This is a genomic window from Psychroserpens sp. XS_ASV72 (assembly GCF_041224425.1).
Taxonomy (GTDB): domain Bacteria; phylum Bacteroidota; class Bacteroidia; order Flavobacteriales; family Flavobacteriaceae; genus Psychroserpens.
In genome coordinates this window covers 408,514-428,755 of sequence record NZ_JBGFGL010000077.1, presented here as the reverse complement: position 1 = coordinate 428,755, position 20,242 = coordinate 408,514, and the positions used below count along the sequence as shown (strand labels likewise).

Sequence of the window (20,242 nt, the reverse complement as noted above, 5' to 3'; positions counted from 1 at the left end):
TGGGTTAGGAATCTTGAATCTGTTAAAATAGAAAAAAATTACAGTTTATGAAGAAATATTAGAGTTAAAGCAAATTTTTAAGACAAAAAGCCAAATTTTACTACCTTCTCAATGCGAAATGGCCTTTAACTTCAAAAGCAATATTGTCTTTTCTAACTTTCGCTAAGAACCAATAATCATTTGCTGGCATGGCATGACCGTTATATGTTCCATCCCAACCGATTGATGATGATGAAAGCTGCGTTAACAATTTGCCATAGCGATCATAAATGTAAACTATCGTTCCAGGAAGTGTCTCAACACCTGTGATATGCCATGTATCAAAATATCCATCATTGTTTGGTGTCATGAATTTAGGCGCATCAATAACGACGATATCTTTAGTCACTTCAGCACAACCATTTAAATCTATAATGGTAATTGTGTGGTAGCCAAGGCTTACATTTTCAAATACATTAGATAGTTGTGGTTCTTCATCATCCAATTGGTATAAGTAATTGCCAATACCACTAATGGTGACTGTAATATTGTTAGGATCTGAAAAATCAATAGTTTCCGTAAGTTCAATAGTTGCTTGTTCCGATTCAGAAACATTGAAAACACGAGTGGTTTCACAACCAAAAGGAGACGTTACCGTAACCGAATAGGTCCCAACTTCAGTAATTTCAATTTCTGGAGTTGTTTCATTAGTTGACCATAAATAAGAGTCGCCAGCTTGCTCTGTATTTGCACTAACCAGTAGTGGTAAATTATTCAAGCAAATGACTTGATCTCCTATGTCAACAATTGGTTTCGGATTTACAAATGTTGAGAATTGTGTCAAAGCATAGCATCCTGTTGCATTATTTTCAACACGCACATATATTGTTTCTCCATCAAAAGCTTCATAATTTGTTGCCAAGGCTTCTGAACCGTTTTCAGCAGAGGTCAGACTATCATGATAGGTGACTGAAAACTGTAGAGGATCTTGTCCGCCAAGAACCGTTGCATTCTGCTGGTTGAATCCGAAGTTTAACAATCCGTCATAGTCATTATCACAATCTTCTAAATCTGATGGTTGATTTGCAATTGGAGAAGGGTTCACCACTAAATTGAATTCATGGATGTAGAAACAATGCGTTGTTGTAAACTCAACTCTTGCGAAAAGTGTATCGTTATTGGACTGATAGTTATAGTTGTCATTCAATGCATTCGTTTGACCTTCAGCATCTGCTAATGTTGCATAATAATTGACATCAACATTGATGGTTTGTTGTAATAGCGAACCATTTATTTCGTTAAGCGATGTAGCATTGCTTTCATTTTCACAAATTACGTATTCAGGAATGTCATTGATAGCAGGAGGAAGGTTGACCTCTAATGGCAACGGAACTGAAACGAAACAATCTGAAATGGTATTTGTAACCCTTACATAAACAGTTTGCGGATTGGAAATGTTTGAATAGTTTTCAGGATTGGCAATAGTATTGGTTTGCAAATAAGAATCTTCCAAAGTTTCATGATAAGAAATTTCAATATTGTCTTGTCGAACATCGAGAATATCAAACTCTGAAAGTGTTAAGTCAAATGTTACAATTCCGTCGTAATCAGTATCACATTGCACTAAGGTTTGCGCATCGTTTACCTCTGGAGCTGCAATGATGTTCAATACAAACGATGTATAGGATTCACAGATGGTTCCGTTGTTGATTCTCACATAAATTTGTTGCGGATTAACCGTATTGCTGAAATTTAAAGGTAAAGGATTGATATTGTTTTCAGCATTTTCAAGTGTGGTGTGAAAACTCACTTCCTGTATGTCTGAAATACCTTGAGTGATTTCAGCAATTTGAACATTGAAATCAAATTCTACAACGCCATCATTAGAAATATCATCACACACAAAAAGATCTGTAGGTTCATTGAATACAGGATTTGTGCCAACTTCTATTGAAAATGACGAAGTACTGTAACAATTAGGATCGGTTGTGTTTTCCACTCTAACATGAATTGTTTGCGGATTTGTTAAGTTGACGTAAATCTCATCTTTATCGATTGGATTGGTATTGTTTTCAGCATCAGAAGCTGTTTCAAAATAAAAGACTTCCTTGCCTGTTTGACCATTAAGGATATCCGCATCCTGTGTTGAAAATAAAAACTCCCCAAATCCATCATCTCCAGGTTCACAAAACTTGTAAAGGTCTATAGGATTGATAATAGGTAAGGTGTTTACAATAATCTCAAAGCTTTGAGTAGAATAACATCCAGTGCTATTGTTTTCAACTCTTGCAAACATCGTTTCCGTTATAGCAGGATATGCTGATGTTGTAGCAATAGGATTTGTCGCATTGTCGGCATCCGCTTGAGAGTTATGAAAAGTAATGGTTTTGTTTATTGGATTTGTAACAAGCTCAGAAATTTTAGCGTTTAAATCAATTATAGAAACACCATCCTGATCGGCATCACAAATAACTACGTCTGTAGGTTCAAAGCTTTCGGGAGCAGGAAGCACTTCAATTTCAAAAGAATTGACATCAGCGCAACCCGTTCCAGAGAATCGAATTCTGGTATAAACTGTAAATGGGTTTGTGGTATTGGTATAAATTAATGGTAATGCGTTCGAATTGGATTCGGCATCTTCCTGTGTCGCAAAATATGAGACATTAAAATCAGGTTGGTTATCTGTTACTTGTTCATCAAACTGACTTAAATCAATTGGTGTAAACCCATCTTGATCTGTGTCACATACTGAAACCGATCCAATAGGAACAAACTCAACAACCGGATTGATAATGAGATCAATTTGTTCTATTTCTTGACATGTCGGACTGGTTATAACCAAATACAATGTTTGTGGAATTGTGGTAGGCTCAAAAGGTTGAGTTACATCCAAGGCATTAATTTGATTGTTCCGGTCGTTTTCAGTAAGGTAAAAATCAATAGTGATATCAATTTCCAAAGCATCTCCAAGATCTCCTATAATAGCTGTTGCAATATTAACAAGATCAAATGCCTCAGTACCATCATTATCGGCATCACAGAGTGCAAAATCTCTAATATTTGTCGCTGTTAGCAATAAGTTGGTATGTAATTCAATAGGAGTAATGCTAGCACATCCAGTAGATTGGTTTTCTACTCTGATAAAGACAATTTGCTCATTACTTATAGTATTTTGATAGTTGGTTTCGTTTGCTATGGCATTAACCCCTAAATCTGCATCTTCCTGTGTCTCATGAAATGTCACATTAACTCCAGTCAAACCATTTAGTACGTCATCGATAATTGAAGTTAGGTCAAAAGACGCAAATCCATCGTGATCACTATCACAGGCATCGATATAATGACTGTCGGTATCGATGGAAGGATTTTCCAAAACTTCAATATCTAACGTTGTTGTTGAAGAACAACCCGTAATTGAATTCGTGACATTGACGAATAAGGTTTCTGTTGGATTGGTATTTACATAAGGTAAAGGAATGGCATTTGTGCCATTGTCAGCATCATTTTGAGTTAAGTGATAAGTTACTACAAGATCAAAATTACCATTGGTGATTTCGTCATCCTTTTGTGACAAATCAATGGTTGTTACATTGTCTGGAGTATTGTCATCACAAACAATCAATGGTGTCGGATCAGAAATGTTTGGTTGCTGATTGACCACTAAATTGAAATTTTGATATGCTAAACAACCATTAACGGTATCTTCAATCCTAACAAAAACTGGTTGCGGATTGATAATATTTTGAATAGGTGTTGTTATAGGATTGGTTCCGTTTAAAGCATCAGCAGAAGAATAGTGATATGTAACGCTATAACTAGAACCTGGTACTGACGCAATAGCTTCAGAGTCTTTTGTTGATAGGTCAAAGGTTTCTATTTGGTCTCCACTAGCATCATCGCATAAATGGTAATCTGAAATACTTTCAGCAGATTGTGTTGAACTCAAGGACACATTTATAGAGTCTTCAATAACACAAGTAGAATTGTTTAGAGGAATTTCTATGGAAACCGTATAGTTTCCAGATTGAGAGACATCTAAAGTTGTTTGGTTTTCACCAGGAATTACCACATCGTTAAATAACCAAGTATAGGTTGCTTGAGGATTCTCAATATTTCCGTCTAAAGTGACATCACTTGCACAGGTTTGAATATCATCACCTAAATCAACATTCGCGTTAAAACTATTTCCTTCAATAAAAACAGCAGAATCATAGTTTTTATCCGTTTGGTCAGCAATAACAATTTTAATAAGGTATTCGGTGTTAGGAATAATGTTAGCCGTAGCTGTTAATACAGTTGTTCTACCATTGTAATTGGTGTTACCAATATTATATCCTTGAAAGTAAGCCTCGTTTGAAGGCGCACAAAAGCCAATGATTTCATCGTGAATGGTATTGGTGTTAACAGGAATGGTTGTATCTGGAATGACAGCAATATTTGTAAATGGGTCACTGGTGCCAGCCTCTTTGATTAAAAACGCAAAACCATCTGAATATTCACAAGGGAAGTTTCCAAAATATTCTTCAGAAGCCAAGATGTAATTAAACGCAATTTGATTGGACACCGAAATAAAGTTAAACTCAATCGAGGTCGCATTCAAGGTATTGGAAATGCCCAATGCTGCTTCAAGATCAGGATCGGTTAACCAATCTGTTTGTCCTTCATTTAAAACTTGGTTGTTTTGTACGTTACCACCAGATAAAGGATTTCCAGTAGATAACATGATTCCATTTTCAAAAGGGAAATTGGATCCATCACGTTCAAAATAAGCAAAACTATTAAAGCCGTTAACAGTTCCGTTTACTGGTGAATTAATGTTTGAAGTTTCAACACATCCTTGTATAAGATGATTTTCAATAAGTTCTTGTTCTGTAAATGAGTTGTTTATACTTATTTGTTGGGCATAGAATATGCTAAAGCATAAGCAAAATAAAACACTGAGGGCAAGTTTTAAAACATTCATTATTAAGCGGTTAAGTTCATGGTACACGCCATGACACATGGGACTTTGGGGTTGTTGATTAATTTCAACAGGCGAAATATAGAACCGAATTAGACGAAATGCAAATATTTACGATGAAATACACAAAATTTTAACAATTTCAATAATTTACATATACCCAACCAACAAATGGTTTGTAGTTGGGATCGTTTAAATTTAAGATGTAGAAATAGGTTCCAACAGGAACTAATTTTCCGTGATTGTTGATGCCTCTATTGGTTCGTCCAGACCATGGCAAATCGTTATCACCTTCAAAAATTAAGGTTCCATAGCGATTGAATATTTTCAATTCGTGATCCTCAAAAATGTCATAAAGACCTTGAATGTTAAACCAATCGTTGGTGTTGTCGTTATTAGGCGAAAAGCCTTGCGGAATATGTGGTGGACAATTTTCTACTGAAAGTTCAAGAGTATAAATAACGTAGCATGGTTGATTTTCAAGTCGGACATAAACGGTTTCAGGAGAATTGGAATTGGTATAGTTGTATGGATTGAAAATATTGTTTGTGAGTGCTTCAAGGTCGGATAAATTGTTATAAAATGTAATTTCCGATGGACTTGTTGTAATGTCGTTGTCTTCTAAAATAGCGTAAAGGTCAAAAGTCGCAGAATTGTTTCCTTCATCGCAAAGTAAAGTAGGAGGTAGGGCAATTGATGGTGGAACAGTCAATAAAGTTATCGTGGTCAAATAGGTATTGTTCTCTTCATTAATTTCGTTAACAGTACCTAAACCTGATCCGTCATCATCAACAACAAGTGTAAGTGTAAAATTATTATTGATTGTTTCAGGAATAAGTAATGTCATACTGCCTGCTTCAGAATCACCAATGTCGATTGTGTTAACAGTTGCGCTTTGACCTACCAGAACATTATCAGCATAAAAAGCGATAGGCGTATTTGAAGGTAATGGATCTGTGCTATTTGAATTGAACACTGTATAGTCTAAATGGATAGCTCTACTAGTACAATCAACAATGGCATTATCTAAGGCAATAGTAGCGTCGGGCAGTTGACTATTGAGAACTGTAATGATGTTGTTGATCACTACAATATCACTTCCGGAAGTTAATTGTATCGTGGCAGTAGTATCACCAATTGAAATGTTATTCTCAATATCATAAACATCGATATCCATATTATACAAATCTGATGCTCCTGTAAAACTATTTGTGCCATTGAAGGCATTGTTAAAAGGATTTAAAGGTGGATTACCTATAAGGTTTCCATTGACGGTTAACTGTTCGTTGACGGCCAGACCTGAATCGCCTTCCCAAGCCACAAAACCAATTTTTGCACCTTCATTATCGAGTACATTTAAATTGTCTAGTGTAATGGTGATGCTATTTGGCACTCTTTGAAATCCGTCATAAACATTCACTTGATTAAGTGGTAAACTATCATCTTGATAAATAATCGTTATAGCCCAACCTCCAAAGTTGATATCTTCGATACAATAAGGTTGTATCACGTCTGAAATATCAAATTCAGAAACCGTGTAATCTGTGTTGCCTTCAGCCTGAATGATATTGGTAACATCAGCAAACGCAGCGAAGTATGAAAAGCCAAAACCAAGCAGTTCTATAAATGTGCGTTCAGCAGTGATGGGAATACCATTAAGTTCAATGTCAAAATCACCTAAACCTGATCCTGCCCAATAAATATAGGCTGCTTCAATAGTTTGATTGGGATTGAGATTTAACGTGGCAGAAGAAGAAGTTAAAATATCACAGGCTGAATCACCTTCATTTTCAACTAAGTTTAAAGTGTTGCCAATAACTGTATAATCGTATCTGCCATTGAACTGCTGAAACAATTCAATGTCCTGACCGAAGCATGTATAGGATAGTATCAGAATTAAAATAAAAACAGTTGATTGCTTAAACCGCATTGCGATAACTTTATTTCAAATTAAGCATTTTAACGCTTTAGAGCAAAATGCCCTTTAAAAACCCTTCCATCCTGGAGTGTCACAGCAAACCAATAATCACTTGAAGGCATATTGAAACCGTTATAAGTGCCATCCCAACCTGGTCCGAGAGGATCGAGTTCAACTAAAAGTTTTCCAAACCGGTCAAAAATGAGAATTTTTGAATTGGGTTGAAATTGAGTTGAAATCCCTTTCACTTGCCAAAACGGATTATACCTGTCACCATTAGGCGTAAAGAATTTTGGAAATCCTATCACCGAAACAGTTTCGTCAACAATACCACAATCGTTCTTGATATCACGAATGTAAACGGTATGGAATCCATAGTCAACATTGGTAAAGACGTTGCTTTCTTGATAAGGGCCATTGATATCATCTAAAGCGTATTCATAAATGCCATCGCCTGAAACAAAAACAGTGATGATGTTGTTAGACGAAGCATCAGTAATTCGTATATCTGTTATCGTTGCGATATCAGAAGGAACTACGGTTATGGTTCGGTCTTTGAAACAACCATCGGTATTGGTAACACGAACAGTGTAAATACCAGGTTCATTGATTTCTATTTCTGAAGTGTCTTCTCCAGTGGACCAATTGAAGTAGTAATTGTTTGGGATATCATCTATAAATCCGCCATCTAATACAATGGTTTCAGGAAAATCATTCAAACAATACAAACGTTCTTCCTCGGTAACAATATTTGGAAGCTCAAATACAGTCAATTCTATGGCGCTAATTCCAAAACAGGCATTGGCATTCTCAACTCTAGCATAAATGGTTTGGTTGTAGGCAATCGTATTGGTGAAATTTGTACTAATCGGATTGTCTTCAATTAACGCCTCTTCATAAGTTTCATAAAATGTCAAGTCTAGGTCAGGCGATAATCCTGAGAGTATGGTAGCGCTTGCTTCAGAGAGATTAAAGTTATAAAAACCATCTTCAATGCCATCATCATCACAGGCTTCCAAAAAGGTGTCATTTGTAGAAGTTAAACTTGCTTCCAAAGTAATTTCAGCAATATTTTGACATCCAGTAACCGTATTCGTAACTAAGGCATAGATGATTTGTGGATTGAAAAAATTATCAAAAGCATCAGCATTGATTTCATCTTCATCATTTTCAAGATCTTCAAGAGATTCGTAATAATTAACATTTCTGTTATTGGCACCTCCAATGATATCGTTTAGTACCTGATTTAAATCAAAAGTGGTAAAACCTTCAGGAATACCATCTTCATCACATTGTATAATGGTAACATCATTGGCTTCAGGAGCATTGTTGACTGTTAATGTAAATGAATCTGTAGTATAGCAGTCGGTATTGTCATTGTTTTCAATTCGTACAAATATTTCCTCAGTATTAGGATTGATATTGGTATACATAAGAGGAAGTGCATTTGCATTAGCATCAGCATCCTCTTGGGAAGAATGATAGCTAATAGTGAACAAGCTTTCATCTTGATTTCCTAGGATACCAGCATTGTATTCGGAAAGATCAAATGTTGTAAGTCCATCCATGCTATCTCCATTAAAGTCAGTATCACAAACGGTTATATCATTTAAAGTATCTATAAAAGGGGTTACAAAAACTTGAATTTCAAATGTCGTTGTATCAAAACAATTAGGATTGTCGTTATTTTGAACTCTTGCAACGATGGTCTGCGGATTTTCAGTATTACTGAAATCACCAAAAATCTCATTTAATCCAGAACTTGCATCATCAAGAGAGGTAAAATATCTTACCGAATAATCGTCTGGGTTTTGTGTGTCCAAAACTTGAGCATCTTGAATTGAAAAATTGAAGGATGAGGTTTCTGAAGTATCGCAAACCACAATATTGTCAGGCTGTGATGCCGTTGGAATATCAAAAATACCAACAACGGCTTCCCCTTCAATTGGGCATTCACCATTGTTTTGCTCGATAAACACTTCGTAAAACCCAGGAGTATCAACAAATAACTGGAATGTTGTTTCTGGAAGTGGATCACCATCTTTGGTCCAAAAGTAATCAGCACCAGGAACGTCTTCAGCCATTAAGGTATATGAATCTCCAGTACAAAGCTTGAGTTCTGTTGTGCTAATGCCGTTTTGAATGATATCGATTTGAGAATTGAATAAGGATTGTATGAATGGAGGTAAGCCTATCCGACTTAAATTTTGGAAATTATTATTGATATCGAGTAGCACACCATTTTCATTATAGTTGGCAGCCATACCATCGGCTTCAGGATTATTGATAACACCAAGGAAGCGACCTGAGGTATTGATGTTGGAAAAATTCACTTGAGCTCTATAAATACGTCTATCAATCCCTAACTGTAAAGCACCAGCATTAAAGGTGTTTGAAGTGTGTACTATTTGCTGGGAAGATAGTATATCTGCAGCTTCCAAGTCCCATTGAACAATGCTGCTGGCACCATTGCCTACGGCTCCTTGATTGATGGAGGCATATACTTTTCTATTTTCTGCAGAGAATTCTACACCATACGGACTGTCTCCTAACTGTGGACCATATAATTCTATTGAGTTGGATATGATTCCAGTATCGTTGTCAAAATCAAATAAATAGACTCCACCAGGCGCATTTCCAGCGGTTTGTGTAGCAAATCCAAAGTGTGCTACAGCAATCTTACTACCATCTGGAGAAGCTTTAATGTAGCCTAGAGAATTTCTTCGGTAGCCTTCCACAGGAACTTCTGGTCCGACAACAGAAACCACAGGTGTTTGGTCTACACCATTGACATCTACTTTGAAAGCATAAAATCGATCCACGAAATGCGTAATTACCCAAAAGGAAGAGCAATCATCAGCACCAACTGCCGTAATCTTTTCTGAACATTTAAAGGCTAGTTGGTTTTGGTTATTTGGATCATAGGTTACTAAAGGAACGTTTTTTTCAATTGGATCTACATCTCCAAGTCCACCATTTAAGGTGATGTCAACCAGTGAATAGGTTAAACCATTGTTGAAACCATCGTCCTGGCCAGGAACCGAGCCACCACTATCGTAGTTGCCAGTAAACTGATTAGGGAATACACTGGCATTATCGTGATGCGGTTCGTCAACCGTAAAAATATAGTATTGTGTAAGGTCTTGAGGTTTTGGAACAATAAGTCCGGAAGAGGTACTAGATGGATCTCCTAATAAACCAGTACCATTGAAATAATCGCCATTGGGCATGATTTGATGGTTTTGGTTCCAAACAGTTCGTCCATCAGTATAAAACACTAGGTTTCCTTCAGTATCTGAAATTGACGTACAGCCTTCCAAAGTATTGATTTGACCATCAGTTACAGCAGTAACAGTTCCGCTAGTAACATCAAATTGTAAACCAGCATTTTGTCCAAAATACCAAAACGACGCTTCTTCTTGGGCATAGCTGAGTAAAGTCCATAGGAAGAGTGATAAAAATAGAAGCGATTTCTTTTTCATTTCTGTAATAGCAATTTAGTCAGCTTACATTAGTATAACAATTAACTATTGAAAACTACTAACAAAACCTTATGTTTTGAAGTATTTAATGTTAAAGTTTTAGCGCAAACTAACGTCAATAAAGATATTACAAATCTCGCTTTTTTAATAATCTGTACGATAAAAAGATAAAAAGAGCGGTCCAGCCCATAACGATGACAAGCTCATACCAATGCACAGCGAAGTCGTACGCAATTTCAGATTTATCAGGCATTTTCGACATCACAATTCTTTGAATTGGTTGATCGATAAGCTTGTACATAGATTCCAAAGGTAGGAATTGTTTGACTTTAAAAGCAGATTCAGCATTATCGAATACTTTATAAGCTCCCCAAAAAACAATCCATTCCAAAATGTACAGGATGAATAAAGAACCTAAGGCAAAAGCCGATCGTTTTACCAACATACCTAAAAACAAACACAAGCTAAAGAATCCTACAAGTTTCAGGAAGTAAGCCAATAAAAACTCGGTTTCCCTAAAAATCAAGTTAAACTGATCGATACTGGAATAATAGAGTCCGATACATAAACAAATCAGGAAAATGATAATGGTAGCTACCGCAGAAAAGAAAACAATTGTATAAAACTTTGACAGTATAAATTCCTTTTTACTAAGTCCGTCAATTAGGTTCTGCTTAATGGTTTTATTACTGTATTCATTGCCAATCATACTTACCACAACGATAGCAAAGAAGAACTTGAATTGTGATGCAAAAAAGGTCGTAATATGCCAGACGATTGGAAAGTTGAAAATACCATAATGCCCTAATTCTAACACGAAAAAACCAAAGAAATTGATTCGTATGGAAGATAGAATAATGACAAAGAAAGGCAGGATAAACGATATGAAAATGAGAACTTTACTTGCCCTGTTGAGCAATAGTTTTTGAAGTTCCAATTGTAAGAGTCTTAACATGATGGGTTGGTTTTATACTGAAAAAATCAGTTGAAAGTGATTGATGATTAGTTGTCTGTTAATTGCAAGAATTGATCTTCTAGGCTTTCCTTGCGTTTCACTAGGTGTGAAAGTATAATGCCTTTATCGAACATCATTTTGTTAAAGGTAGTCGCATCCATGGGCTCGTTCAAAAAAGCGGTAATCAATTGTTCTTCAACCTTGATGTTTTTGAACAATGGATTATTTTCTAAAATTGCATAGAGCTCATCGTGCTTTTCAGCTTTCAATTCAAAGAAACCATGGCTTGAGATCATTTCGTCTACACGACCAGAATACAATTTCTCGCCTTTACGCAGTACCACCACATGAGAGCAAACTTTTTCAACTTCATCCAATAGGTGAGAAGCCAACAAAATGGTCGTGCCTTCACTAGCTATTTTTTTTATGATGGCTCTAATTTGATGAATTCCTTGAGGATCGAGTCCGTTTGTTGGCTCATCCAGAATTAAGATTTCAGGATCATTTAACAATGCAGAAGCTATTGCTAAACGCTGTTTCATTCCTAAGGAATAGGTTTTGAATTTATGCGCTTTTCTATCTAGCAGTCCGACAACCTCAAGCTTTTCATCGACCTTGCTGAAATCGACTCCTTTAATTCTACAGACCAACTTTAGATTTTGTTCTGCAGACATGTAAGGATAAAAATTGGGACGTTCGATAATGGCGCCAACTTTTTTTAGGGCATCATGCGTTGATGTGTTACCATCAAACCAATGAAAGTCTCCGGAAGTTTTATTGACGACATTTAGAACAATGCCTAAGGTTGTTGATTTTCCACTTCCATTTGGGCCTAAAATGCCATAGACATTACCCTTATTAATTGAAAATGACAAATCTTTAACCGCAGTGAGATAGCCAAACTTTTTTGTAAGATTGTTAATGGTTAGAATTGATTCCAAGTTCGAATGATTTTATGTAGACGAAAACATCTACAATGGTTGATTTTAAAGTAAGACGAACGTGAGGAGATTTTGTTACAAGGAAAATAAATTCAAAGAATCAATTCCAATTCTCATCAAAATCTAGATTGTCATAATCATCAACATCAATGTCATCATCAAATTCATCGAAGTCGTTAAAGTCTTCAGCTTCAAAATTCTTTTCTGGAGCTGCATCTGGAACTTGACCATGTACAAACATCAGGTTGGGATAATCGGCACCTTCAGCTTCCTCAACAATTTCAGCTAATTCCACTAAAAAAGTCCACATGTTAAGAAAATCGTAGATATAGATAAGTTTGGTTTGTGCTTCATGCACCACATCGTTTAAGGACGTTTCATTCATCAACCTAACCGAATCTTGACCTTCACTAACGTCAAGCATTGAGATTTCCTCGCCTTGTTCCCATTCGTCATTGCTTACATAAAAGGATGCCATTTCCAATCCGTCGAATCCAAAAGATTGCGTAATGACGTTGTGTAAATCTTCTAAGGAATCTGTTTCACGTATTTCGATATCGCGAAAAACATCTTCGTTAGTATCATTATCAAGTAAGATTCTAAATCTATATATCATAATGCAAATGTATATTATTTACTAAAACGATGCAATGTAAAAGTCATTGCCGAAAGAAGTATAAAAGCACCCACTTGATGCACCACACCCAACCAAACAGGAACGCCATAAACAATAGTTAAAACACCTAAAATAAATTGAATCACTACCATGATCATCAATGCGTTAACGCCGTGTAGTTGGTAGTTGGTTAGTATGGTTCGTTTAGCTTTATACCAAATGTAAAAAATAATGGCGACTACAAAATAGGCTAACATGCGATGAACAAATTGAACGCCGCTTTTACCTTCAATGAAGTTTTTATACAAAGGATTTTGTTCAATGTAAACCGTTTCATGCATAAATTTTCCCTTGCTCATTAATGGCCAATGATTGTGAATAAAACCAGCATCTAATCCAGCTACAAACGCACCATAAATAATTTGTAGCAACAACACTCCAAGTCCGATTCTAATAACATTTCTAACATTTTTGTCAATGTCTTTTTTCATAGGAAACATCAAATCTAAAGCCACCCAAAAGGTGTAGGCAAAAGTGACAAAGGCTGTCGTTAAATGCATCGCCAATCGGTAATGGCTCACATCAGGATTGTCAACTAAACCACTTTTTACCATGTACCAGCCTAAAAAACCTTGAAATCCTCCAAGCAATAATAGAATAATGGATTTTTTGATAGTGGGTTTGCTGAGCTGTTTCCTCACTAAGAAAAAAAGGAAAGGAATGATAAACACCACACCTATAAATCGACCTATGACACGATGGATCCATTCCCAGAAATAAATATCCTTAAAATCCTCTAGTGTGAAATGGGTGTTCAGTTTTTGGTATTCGGGATATTGTTTATATAAATCAAAAGCCTCTTGCCATTCGGTCTCATTCATGGGTGGAATGGTTCCAGAAATCAATTTATAGTTTGAAATAGATAAGCCAGAATGGGTTAATCTAGTGATACCACCAACAATCACCATTATAAAGATCAAGACACATCCCAATAACAGCCAATAAATTACGTTTTTGTTGTCTTTTTTCATTGTTTTCTTTTCTGTAGCAACTTAACTTAAGCCTTAATTTTTTTTAATATATGTCTTGCCCTTGCTTTAAAGCCAGAGCTTTGCATTTGATAGTCTTTTTCAATAATCATGACCAATTCAGGATGAATCCAGTCTAAATCCTTTCCGAATAAAAACAAGGTATTCATCGAATACGCTTTTGGAGCTATTTTTTCATCATTGATCATCCAGTCAAAACAGGTTTCTACAATACGTTCAATATGAACTTTAGTTAAAGTTGTTTTGATGGCGTTGTCTGATTTAGAATAGTAAGCATTAGCAAGGTATTCACAGACTTTAGCAACTGGTCTGACTGCTGAATCTAAATGGACTTTATGTATGTTTTTTGTGAACAGATCTAGATGTGGAATGATAGCTTCAAGTTGTTCACCACACATAAACTCAAAAACCCAAGCAGCACGACAGGAAATCTTATCGTCAACCCTAAATAGAATCTCTAATAGTTTTGGTACAAGCTCTGGTTGGGAAATGACAAGATTAGCGTAATACAAACGTTTTTCACGTGAATGGTTAACGTAATTTAATTCGTCGTAAAGTTGTGCTGTTGTCAATCCTTTTGATTACTTTTAAGACATACAAAAATAACGAAAATGAAACTCTTAAAAAAGATACTTTTAGTCTTACTTGTCCTATTTATTGTGGCTCAGTTTTTTGGTCCTGAAAAGAACCAAGGTGACATCGCATCCATTGAACCATTTCTTGAAGAAACCAAGCCTTCTCCTGAAGTGAAGGGCATTTTAAAGGAAACTTGTTTTGATTGCCACAGTAGTGTTACACGCTATCCTTGGTATAACAATATAACACCTGTGAATTATTGGTTGGCAGACCATGTGAAGCATGGTAAAGGGCATTTTGATGTATCTAAATGGAATGAATATTCAATCAAAAAGAAAGACCATAAACTGGATGAACTGATAGAAATGGTGGAAGCTAAGGAAATGCCATTGAAATCTTATACATGGACACATTCTGAAGCCAATTTAACAGACGAACAGATTAAGGCTGTTGTTGATTGGGCACAGTCGGTTAGAGCTGGCTATGCGTCTCAACTTTCAGAGTAGAATTTTTATAGAGGTTTTTCTTTGGATAAAAAATTGCTCATTATTGGTTTTGTTTGGCCTGAACCTAATAGTTCAGCGGCTGGTAGTAGAATGATGCAGTTGATAGCCTTGTTCCAACAAGAGGATTATGATATCACATTCGCTTCAGCATGTGCTAAAACAGAAAATGCTACCAATTTAAAGGCTTTAAAAATTGCTACAGAAACCATTGCGCTTAATCATTCCAGTTTTGATGATTTTGTAAAGGACTTGCAACCTGACGTGGTCATTTTTGATCGTTTTATGACTGAAGAACAATTTGGTTGGCGTGTTGCAGAGCATTGTCCGAATGCTTTACGAATCCTCGACACCGAAGATTTACATTGTTTGCGGAAAGGAAGAGAGGAAGCGTTTAAATGTAATGATTTGTTTGAAACCAAACATTTATTCAATGACGTCGCCAAAAGAGAAATTGCCAGTATTTTAAGAAGTGATTTGAGTCTGATTATTTCTGAAGCAGAGATGGACATCTTAACTCAGGTGTTTAAGATCGACCACTCGTTATTATACTATTTGCCATTTTTATTGGATGCTATTTCTGAAGATACTATTTCAACCTTACCAAAATTTGATGAACGTCATCATTTTATCACTATTGGAAACTTTTTGCATCCACCCAATTACCAATCGGTTTTATATTTAAAACAATATGTTTGGCCTAAAATCAGACAACAACTACCAAAGGCAGAGTTACATGTGTATGGTGCTTATACTTCCCAAAAAGTAAATCAGCTACACCAGGATAAAGAAGGTTTTTTTATTAAAGGTTATGCTGAAGATGTTGCAAAAGTGATGCAAAAGGCTAGAGTGTGTTTGGCACCATTGCAGTTTGGAGCTGGATTAAAAGGAAAGTTAGTTGATGCCATGCAAAACGGGACTCCTTGTGTTATGAGCTCGATTGCAGCGGAAGGAATGTTTGGTCCTCTAGATACCAACGGATTCATTGTAGACGATATTAAAGAATTTGTGACATCTGCTGTAGATTTATACACCAATGCATCGATATGGAAAGCTTTTCAGGATAACGGATTTAAGGTGATTAACTCACGATTTCAAAGAACCAATTTCCAAGATGATTTTATGCAATTGATTCAAGACTTAAGGTCTATTCTAGATTTGCATCGTCAAGGTAATTTTATGGGACAACTTCTACAGCATCATAGCTTGCAGAGCACAAAATACATGAGCAAATGGATCGAGGAGAAGAATAAAAGCTAGTTTACAGATGTTCTGTTTTGATGTCTTCAATTTCCAATCCCAAAAACAAAAACTTATGAAAAGTTGGCAATTCAGCACCAGTAGATGTTGTGGTCCAATCGCTCCACGAGGCTTCCAATCCGTCTATAGGTAAAATATCAACCCACATTTGAAAGCTTTTTGGTTTTCCATTATCGTCTAAATGCCATAAATACGAATCGCCAGGTGTAGAGCCACCAGAGGTATAGGTAACCAAAAGCGCATGATTGCCATTTTCGGTTTTTACCAAACGCCGTTCCACGCCAGGATCAAAGACTTTGTATGGTGCCACCAACCAAAAGGTATCATTATTGAAATAATCGACAGCTTTTTTGATGTAATCACTTTTCTCAGAATCAGTGTATTCGGTTTCGTTGACAAAAACTTTAGAGTTTTGGTTATTGGATAAGTCCAAATTTACTTTATTGTTTTTCCAAAACACCTCACAGGTGTTTTCTGATTTGTTCCATTTGTAATGGTGTCTGTTTTTGAATGTGAACTCAATGTAATCTGTAGCTTTATAAGCATCATGATTCAATACATTTAGCATTCGAGTTGCCAGAGCATCAGCAGTTTCACCTTGTGTTCCTGTTGGTAAGTCTTCATTGTATTTAAAATACATAAAGGCAAAAAATAGAAGGGAAGGCAAGGTGAGGAAAACAATAGCACCTCCAATGAATTTCAGAATCTTTTTAGGTTTAACGGTCATAACTCAATTTGTTTAAATGTATTTTTACAGCACTAGCTAAAACATTAGCGGCTTCTGGATGGTTTCTGAACCATAGTTCAGGTTCAATAAGTTCTAGTTCCGAAAGTGCAATATGTCCATCATTATCTTCAAAAATATCCACTCTAGCATACAGAGGCAACTCATTACAGGCTTTTACAGCAGCTTCAGCAAAACGGATTTCTTCTTCTGAAGGATTATAGTCATGAACCGTTCCACCAAAATCATCCTGAACCCTAAAATCACCTGATTTTGCTTTTTTCAAAACGGCATGTGTATAAGTTCCATTAAAAACCATCATAGAAACTTCGCCTTTAGTAACGATATTATTCTGAAAGGGTTGTAGCATCATGGCTTCTTCAGCAATCAAATCTTGAAAAATGGACTCATGGTCATCAAGATTTTTAAGGTTTAATTTATAGGTATGTCTGCCAGCTCCAGACACACAAGGTTTTAAAACGGTGTGTTGCCAATTTAAGATATCGTGTAATTGATGAAGACTCACTTTTGCACCCTTTTCAATAAAATGGCTTTCAGCAACATGAATCCCATTTTCTTGAAGATCTAATAAGTAGTGTTTGTCGATATTCCAACGAATAAGCGATTCAGAATTAATCAATGTGGTTTGTTTGGAAACCTGTTCTAGCCATTTCGAAAATTCATCAAAACGATCAAAATAGTCCCAAGTAGTTCGAAAAATAATCGATTTAGTAGTAGACCAATCAAAGAACAGGTCATCCCAAGCCAAGCGCAAGGTTTTGAGTCCGACAGCTTCCAAGGCATGATATAACAACCGATCTTCGTAATAGACATTATGCTTGTAGGCATCTGTTTTAGAATCGTTGAGATATCTATGATCAGTTAATATGATACAATCGTATAATTTCATTTTTTTCAGTTTAAAATCCGATAGCAGTATCATCACCACGATAATCGGCACCACCTTCAAGTTTTCCGTCTTCAAGTACCAAAATGGCTTCAACGCGAGCTGTTATTGGTGCTGCTTCTTCATTAATGTCATAACCTTTGGCTTCTAGTTGTTGCTTTAATTCTTCAGGAAATAAATCCACTTCCATTCTGATATTGTCTGGAAGCCATTGGTGATGCAAACGAGGTGCATCGACAGCTTCCTGTATGGTCATGTCAAATTCTACCACATTTAAAATCACTTGTAAAACCGATGTAATAATGGTCGATCCACCAGGCGTTCCTAATACCATAAAGAGTTCACCATCCTTTTCAATTATGGTTGGCGTCATGGCGCTGAGCATCCGTTTTTCTGGAGCGATACTATTAGCCTCACCACCAATAAGTCCATAAATATTAGGTTCACCAGGTTTGCTGCTAAAGTCATCCATTTCATTATTGAGGAAAAAGCCTAATTCTTCAACATATAGCTTGGAACCATAGCCACTGTTTAAGGTAGTGGTTACTGAAACGGCATTTCCGAAGGAATCTACAATGGAGTAGTGCGTGGTCTCTTCACTTTCATGCCCAAGAATTTCTCCATGGGAAATGGCTTCGGAAGGTGTTGGATGCGAGAAGGAAAAATTTCGCATTCGGTTACTCAGATAGATATCACTCATTAAGGCTTGTGTTGGAATCTTAACAAAATCAGGATCACCCAAAAAGTAGCTTCGGTCAGCATAGGCGCGACGTTCAGCCTCAACCATCACTTGAATACTTTTTAAGGAGTTGTGCCCATACGATTTCAAATCGAAAGGTTCCATCATCTTCATAATCTGTGCTAGACACAATCCGCCACTTGAAGGTGGCGACATCGAGATGATATTATAATCTTTATACTCAAATTCAACTGGATCACGCCATTTGGCCTTATAACGTTCCAAATCTTCCATGGTCATGATACTTTCTTTTTCATTTAGAAACGCAATCAATTTTTTTCCGGTTTCACCTTTATAAAACTCATCACGACCATTTTTAGCGATACGTCTTAATGTATTGGCAAGTGCTGTGTTCTTAATGGAGTCTTGAGGTTGTACATGTTTATTGAAAAGGATTTCCTTTCCATTTACGGCTCTAATAATGCTGTCATAGTCTTGAAGTTTGTCATGTTGCTTTTCAGTAACGGCAAATCCTTTTTCAGCTAAATCGATTACAGGTTGGAGTAAATCTTTAACAGCTAAGGTTCCAAATTTTTCGTGAGCGGCAAATATTCCAGCAATGGTTCCAGGAACGCCAACTGAATGCACTCCAACAGTACTTTTATCTGGAATGACATTACCATCTGCATCTAAATACATGGTTTTAGTGGAAGCCAAAGGTGCTTTTTCACGATAATCCAAAGCTCCAGTTTCGCCATCGGCTAAACGATACACCATAAATCCGCCACCACCTAAATTTCCAGCGTAAGGATAAACGACAGCCAATGCCATTTCTGTAGCAAACATGGCGTCAAAAGCATTTCCTCCCTTTTTTAGAATATCACTTCCAATTTGAGAGGCTTCCTTTCGGGCTGTAACTACCATCGCATGTTCCGTTACGAGTCCGCGTTTGGAAACTGTTTGTGCCTCTGTCTTAGGACTGTCTTTGCATGAAATAAGACCAATAGATATAAGAACAAAAAATACAATCCATCTCATAGTTCGTAAGTTTTCATTAGCTGATTCAATTTTTCATGGGAGGCTTCTTGAAGGACTTCAAAAAATGTCGTGAATTCATTTTCAAATTCATTATAAAATTCTTTTAGCTCGTTGGTCGCAGAATCCATTCCAGATTTGTATTTGGTGCGTTTATTCATACCATTGAGAACCCGTTGAATACCATCAATCTCAGCGTAGCTAAAGAGCCAATTATCAGCAATCATAAAAGGCAATAAACGCTGAAATCGTAAGGGTAGTAGATCGAAATGGTTTTTTAGACTATGATAAAAATTCTCTACATAGCGATCCAAAGGCTCGTTCGAATATTGATTCCAATTTTTTGCCAAAAAATGATCATATAAGATATCGACAATCACACCGCTGTAATGACCGTAATTTTTATGTAAACGCTTTGTGCTTTGCCTTACTATAGGATGTGCATCAGTGAAGGTGTCAATATGACGATGGAGTAGAATTCCAACTTGAAATTCCGGACTGAGTTTTTTATAGGATTTGCCTCTTATAGCATCTGCCACAAAATTACCAATGGTAACCAATTCGTTATCTCCAGAGAGGTAAATATGGGCTAAAAAATTCATTGGTGTAATTTACGAAATGTGAGTTAAGATTTACGGTTTTGAAATAGTATATTTGC

Annotated in this window: 14 protein-coding genes; 2 read left to right on the top strand and 12 right to left on the bottom strand. The window is 36.3% G+C overall.

The window, feature by feature from the left end; translation table 11 throughout:
- Positions 1-100: 100 nt before the first annotated feature.
- From AB9K26_RS10740 to AB9K26_RS10705, 8 genes are all read right to left on the bottom strand, one after another.
- Positions 101-4,942: a choice-of-anchor L domain-containing protein gene (locus AB9K26_RS10740; RefSeq protein WP_369972554.1), complete on the bottom strand. Its 4,842-nt coding sequence runs from the start codon at positions 4,940-4,942 to the stop codon at positions 101-103.
- A 139-nt stretch (positions 4,943-5,081) separates the two neighbouring features.
- Positions 5,082-6,869 (bottom strand): gliding motility-associated C-terminal domain-containing protein, encoded by a 1,788-nt coding sequence (locus tag AB9K26_RS10735; protein WP_369972553.1) that lies wholly within the window; start codon positions 6,867-6,869, stop codon positions 5,082-5,084.
- 29 nt (positions 6,870-6,898) lie between these two features.
- Positions 6,899-10,339, bottom strand: coding sequence for a T9SS type B sorting domain-containing protein (locus tag AB9K26_RS10730; RefSeq protein ID WP_369972552.1), 3,441 nt, complete (start codon positions 10,337-10,339; stop codon positions 6,899-6,901).
- Between the two features lie 127 nt (positions 10,340-10,466).
- A complete protein-coding gene (locus AB9K26_RS10725) occupies positions 10,467-11,294 on the bottom strand; it encodes an ABC transporter permease subunit (RefSeq protein WP_369972551.1) in 828 nt (275 codons plus the stop codon).
- Between the two features lie 47 nt (positions 11,295-11,341).
- Positions 11,342-12,235, bottom strand: coding sequence for an ABC transporter ATP-binding protein (locus tag AB9K26_RS10720; RefSeq protein WP_369972550.1), 894 nt, complete (start codon positions 12,233-12,235; stop codon positions 11,342-11,344).
- Positions 12,236-12,335: 100 nt separating this feature from the next.
- Positions 12,336-12,851: a hypothetical protein gene (locus AB9K26_RS10715; protein WP_369972549.1), complete on the bottom strand. Its 516-nt coding sequence runs from the start codon at positions 12,849-12,851 to the stop codon at positions 12,336-12,338.
- A gap of 14 nt (positions 12,852-12,865) precedes the next feature.
- Positions 12,866-13,882, bottom strand: a complete 1,017-nt coding sequence (locus AB9K26_RS10710; protein WP_369972548.1) for a COX15/CtaA family protein — start codon at positions 13,880-13,882, stop codon at positions 12,866-12,868.
- A gap of 26 nt (positions 13,883-13,908) precedes the next feature.
- A complete protein-coding gene (locus tag AB9K26_RS10705; RefSeq protein WP_369972547.1) occupies positions 13,909-14,472 on the bottom strand; it encodes an adenylosuccinate lyase in 564 nt (187 codons plus the stop codon).
- 39 nt (positions 14,473-14,511) lie between these two features.
- Here AB9K26_RS10705 and AB9K26_RS10700 point away from each other — a divergent pair, with 39 nt between their 5' ends.
- Both AB9K26_RS10700 and AB9K26_RS10695 read left to right on the top strand, forming a co-directional pair.
- Complete coding sequence (locus AB9K26_RS10700) at positions 14,512-14,982, top strand: heme-binding domain-containing protein (protein WP_369972546.1); 471 nt, start codon at positions 14,512-14,514, stop codon at positions 14,980-14,982.
- Positions 14,983-15,003: 21 nt separating this feature from the next.
- Complete coding sequence (locus AB9K26_RS10695) at positions 15,004-16,239, top strand: glycosyltransferase (RefSeq protein WP_369972545.1); 1,236 nt, start codon at positions 15,004-15,006, stop codon at positions 16,237-16,239.
- A 1-nt stretch (position 16,240) separates the two neighbouring features.
- On the opposite strand, the gene AB9K26_RS10690 is transcribed toward AB9K26_RS10695, so the two are convergent.
- The 4 genes from AB9K26_RS10690 to AB9K26_RS10675 are packed head-to-tail and all read right to left on the bottom strand — an operon-like array spanning position 16,241 to position 20,186.
- Positions 16,241-16,966 (bottom strand): hypothetical protein, encoded by a 726-nt coding sequence (locus AB9K26_RS10690; protein ID WP_369972544.1) that lies wholly within the window; start codon positions 16,964-16,966, stop codon positions 16,241-16,243.
- A complete protein-coding gene (locus AB9K26_RS10685; protein WP_369972543.1) occupies positions 16,956-17,873 on the bottom strand; it encodes a RimK family alpha-L-glutamate ligase in 918 nt (305 codons plus the stop codon). Before AB9K26_RS10685 ends, AB9K26_RS10690 begins: the two co-directional genes overlap by 11 nt.
- 10 nt (positions 17,874-17,883) lie before the next feature.
- On the bottom strand, positions 17,884-19,587 hold the full coding sequence (gene ggt, locus AB9K26_RS10680; protein ID WP_369972542.1) for a gamma-glutamyltransferase: 1,704 nt from the start codon (positions 19,585-19,587) through the stop codon (positions 17,884-17,886).
- Positions 19,584-20,186, bottom strand: a complete 603-nt coding sequence (locus tag AB9K26_RS10675; protein WP_369972541.1) for an ACP phosphodiesterase — start codon at positions 20,184-20,186, stop codon at positions 19,584-19,586. The genes ggt and AB9K26_RS10675 overlap by 4 nt, the downstream gene beginning before the upstream one ends.
- Positions 20,187-20,242 lie beyond the last annotated feature (56 nt).

What these genes read in the sequence shown, in the direction of transcription:
- AB9K26_RS10710 (WP_369972548.1), bottom strand. Translation starts at nt 13,882, where the DNA reads ATGAAAAAAGACAACAAAAACGTAATTTATTGGCTGTTATTGGGATGT.
- AB9K26_RS10675 (WP_369972541.1), bottom strand. Translation starts at nt 20,186, where the DNA reads ATGAATTTTTTAGCCCATATTTACCTCTCTGGAGATAACGAATTGGTT.
- ggt (WP_369972542.1), bottom strand. Translation starts at nt 19,587, where the DNA reads ATGAGATGGATTGTATTTTTTGTTCTTATATCTATTGGTCTTATTTCA.
- AB9K26_RS10690 (WP_369972544.1), bottom strand. Translation starts at nt 16,966, where the DNA reads ATGACCGTTAAACCTAAAAAGATTCTGAAATTCATTGGAGGTGCTATT.
- AB9K26_RS10715 (WP_369972549.1), bottom strand. Translation starts at nt 12,851, where the DNA reads ATGATATATAGATTTAGAATCTTACTTGATAATGATACTAACGAAGAT.
- AB9K26_RS10725 (WP_369972551.1), bottom strand. Translation starts at nt 11,294, where the DNA reads ATGTTAAGACTCTTACAATTGGAACTTCAAAAACTATTGCTCAACAGG.
- AB9K26_RS10700 (WP_369972546.1), top strand. Translation starts at nt 14,512, where the DNA reads ATGAAACTCTTAAAAAAGATACTTTTAGTCTTACTTGTCCTATTTATT.
- AB9K26_RS10685 (WP_369972543.1), bottom strand. Translation starts at nt 17,873, where the DNA reads ATGAAATTATACGATTGTATCATATTAACTGATCATAGATATCTCAAC.
- AB9K26_RS10740 (WP_369972554.1), bottom strand. Translation starts at nt 4,942, where the DNA reads ATGAATGTTTTAAAACTTGCCCTCAGTGTTTTATTTTGCTTATGCTTT.
- AB9K26_RS10730 (WP_369972552.1), bottom strand. Translation starts at nt 10,339, where the DNA reads ATGAAAAAGAAATCGCTTCTATTTTTATCACTCTTCCTATGGACTTTA.
- AB9K26_RS10735 (WP_369972553.1), bottom strand. Translation starts at nt 6,869, where the DNA reads ATGCGGTTTAAGCAATCAACTGTTTTTATTTTAATTCTGATACTATCC.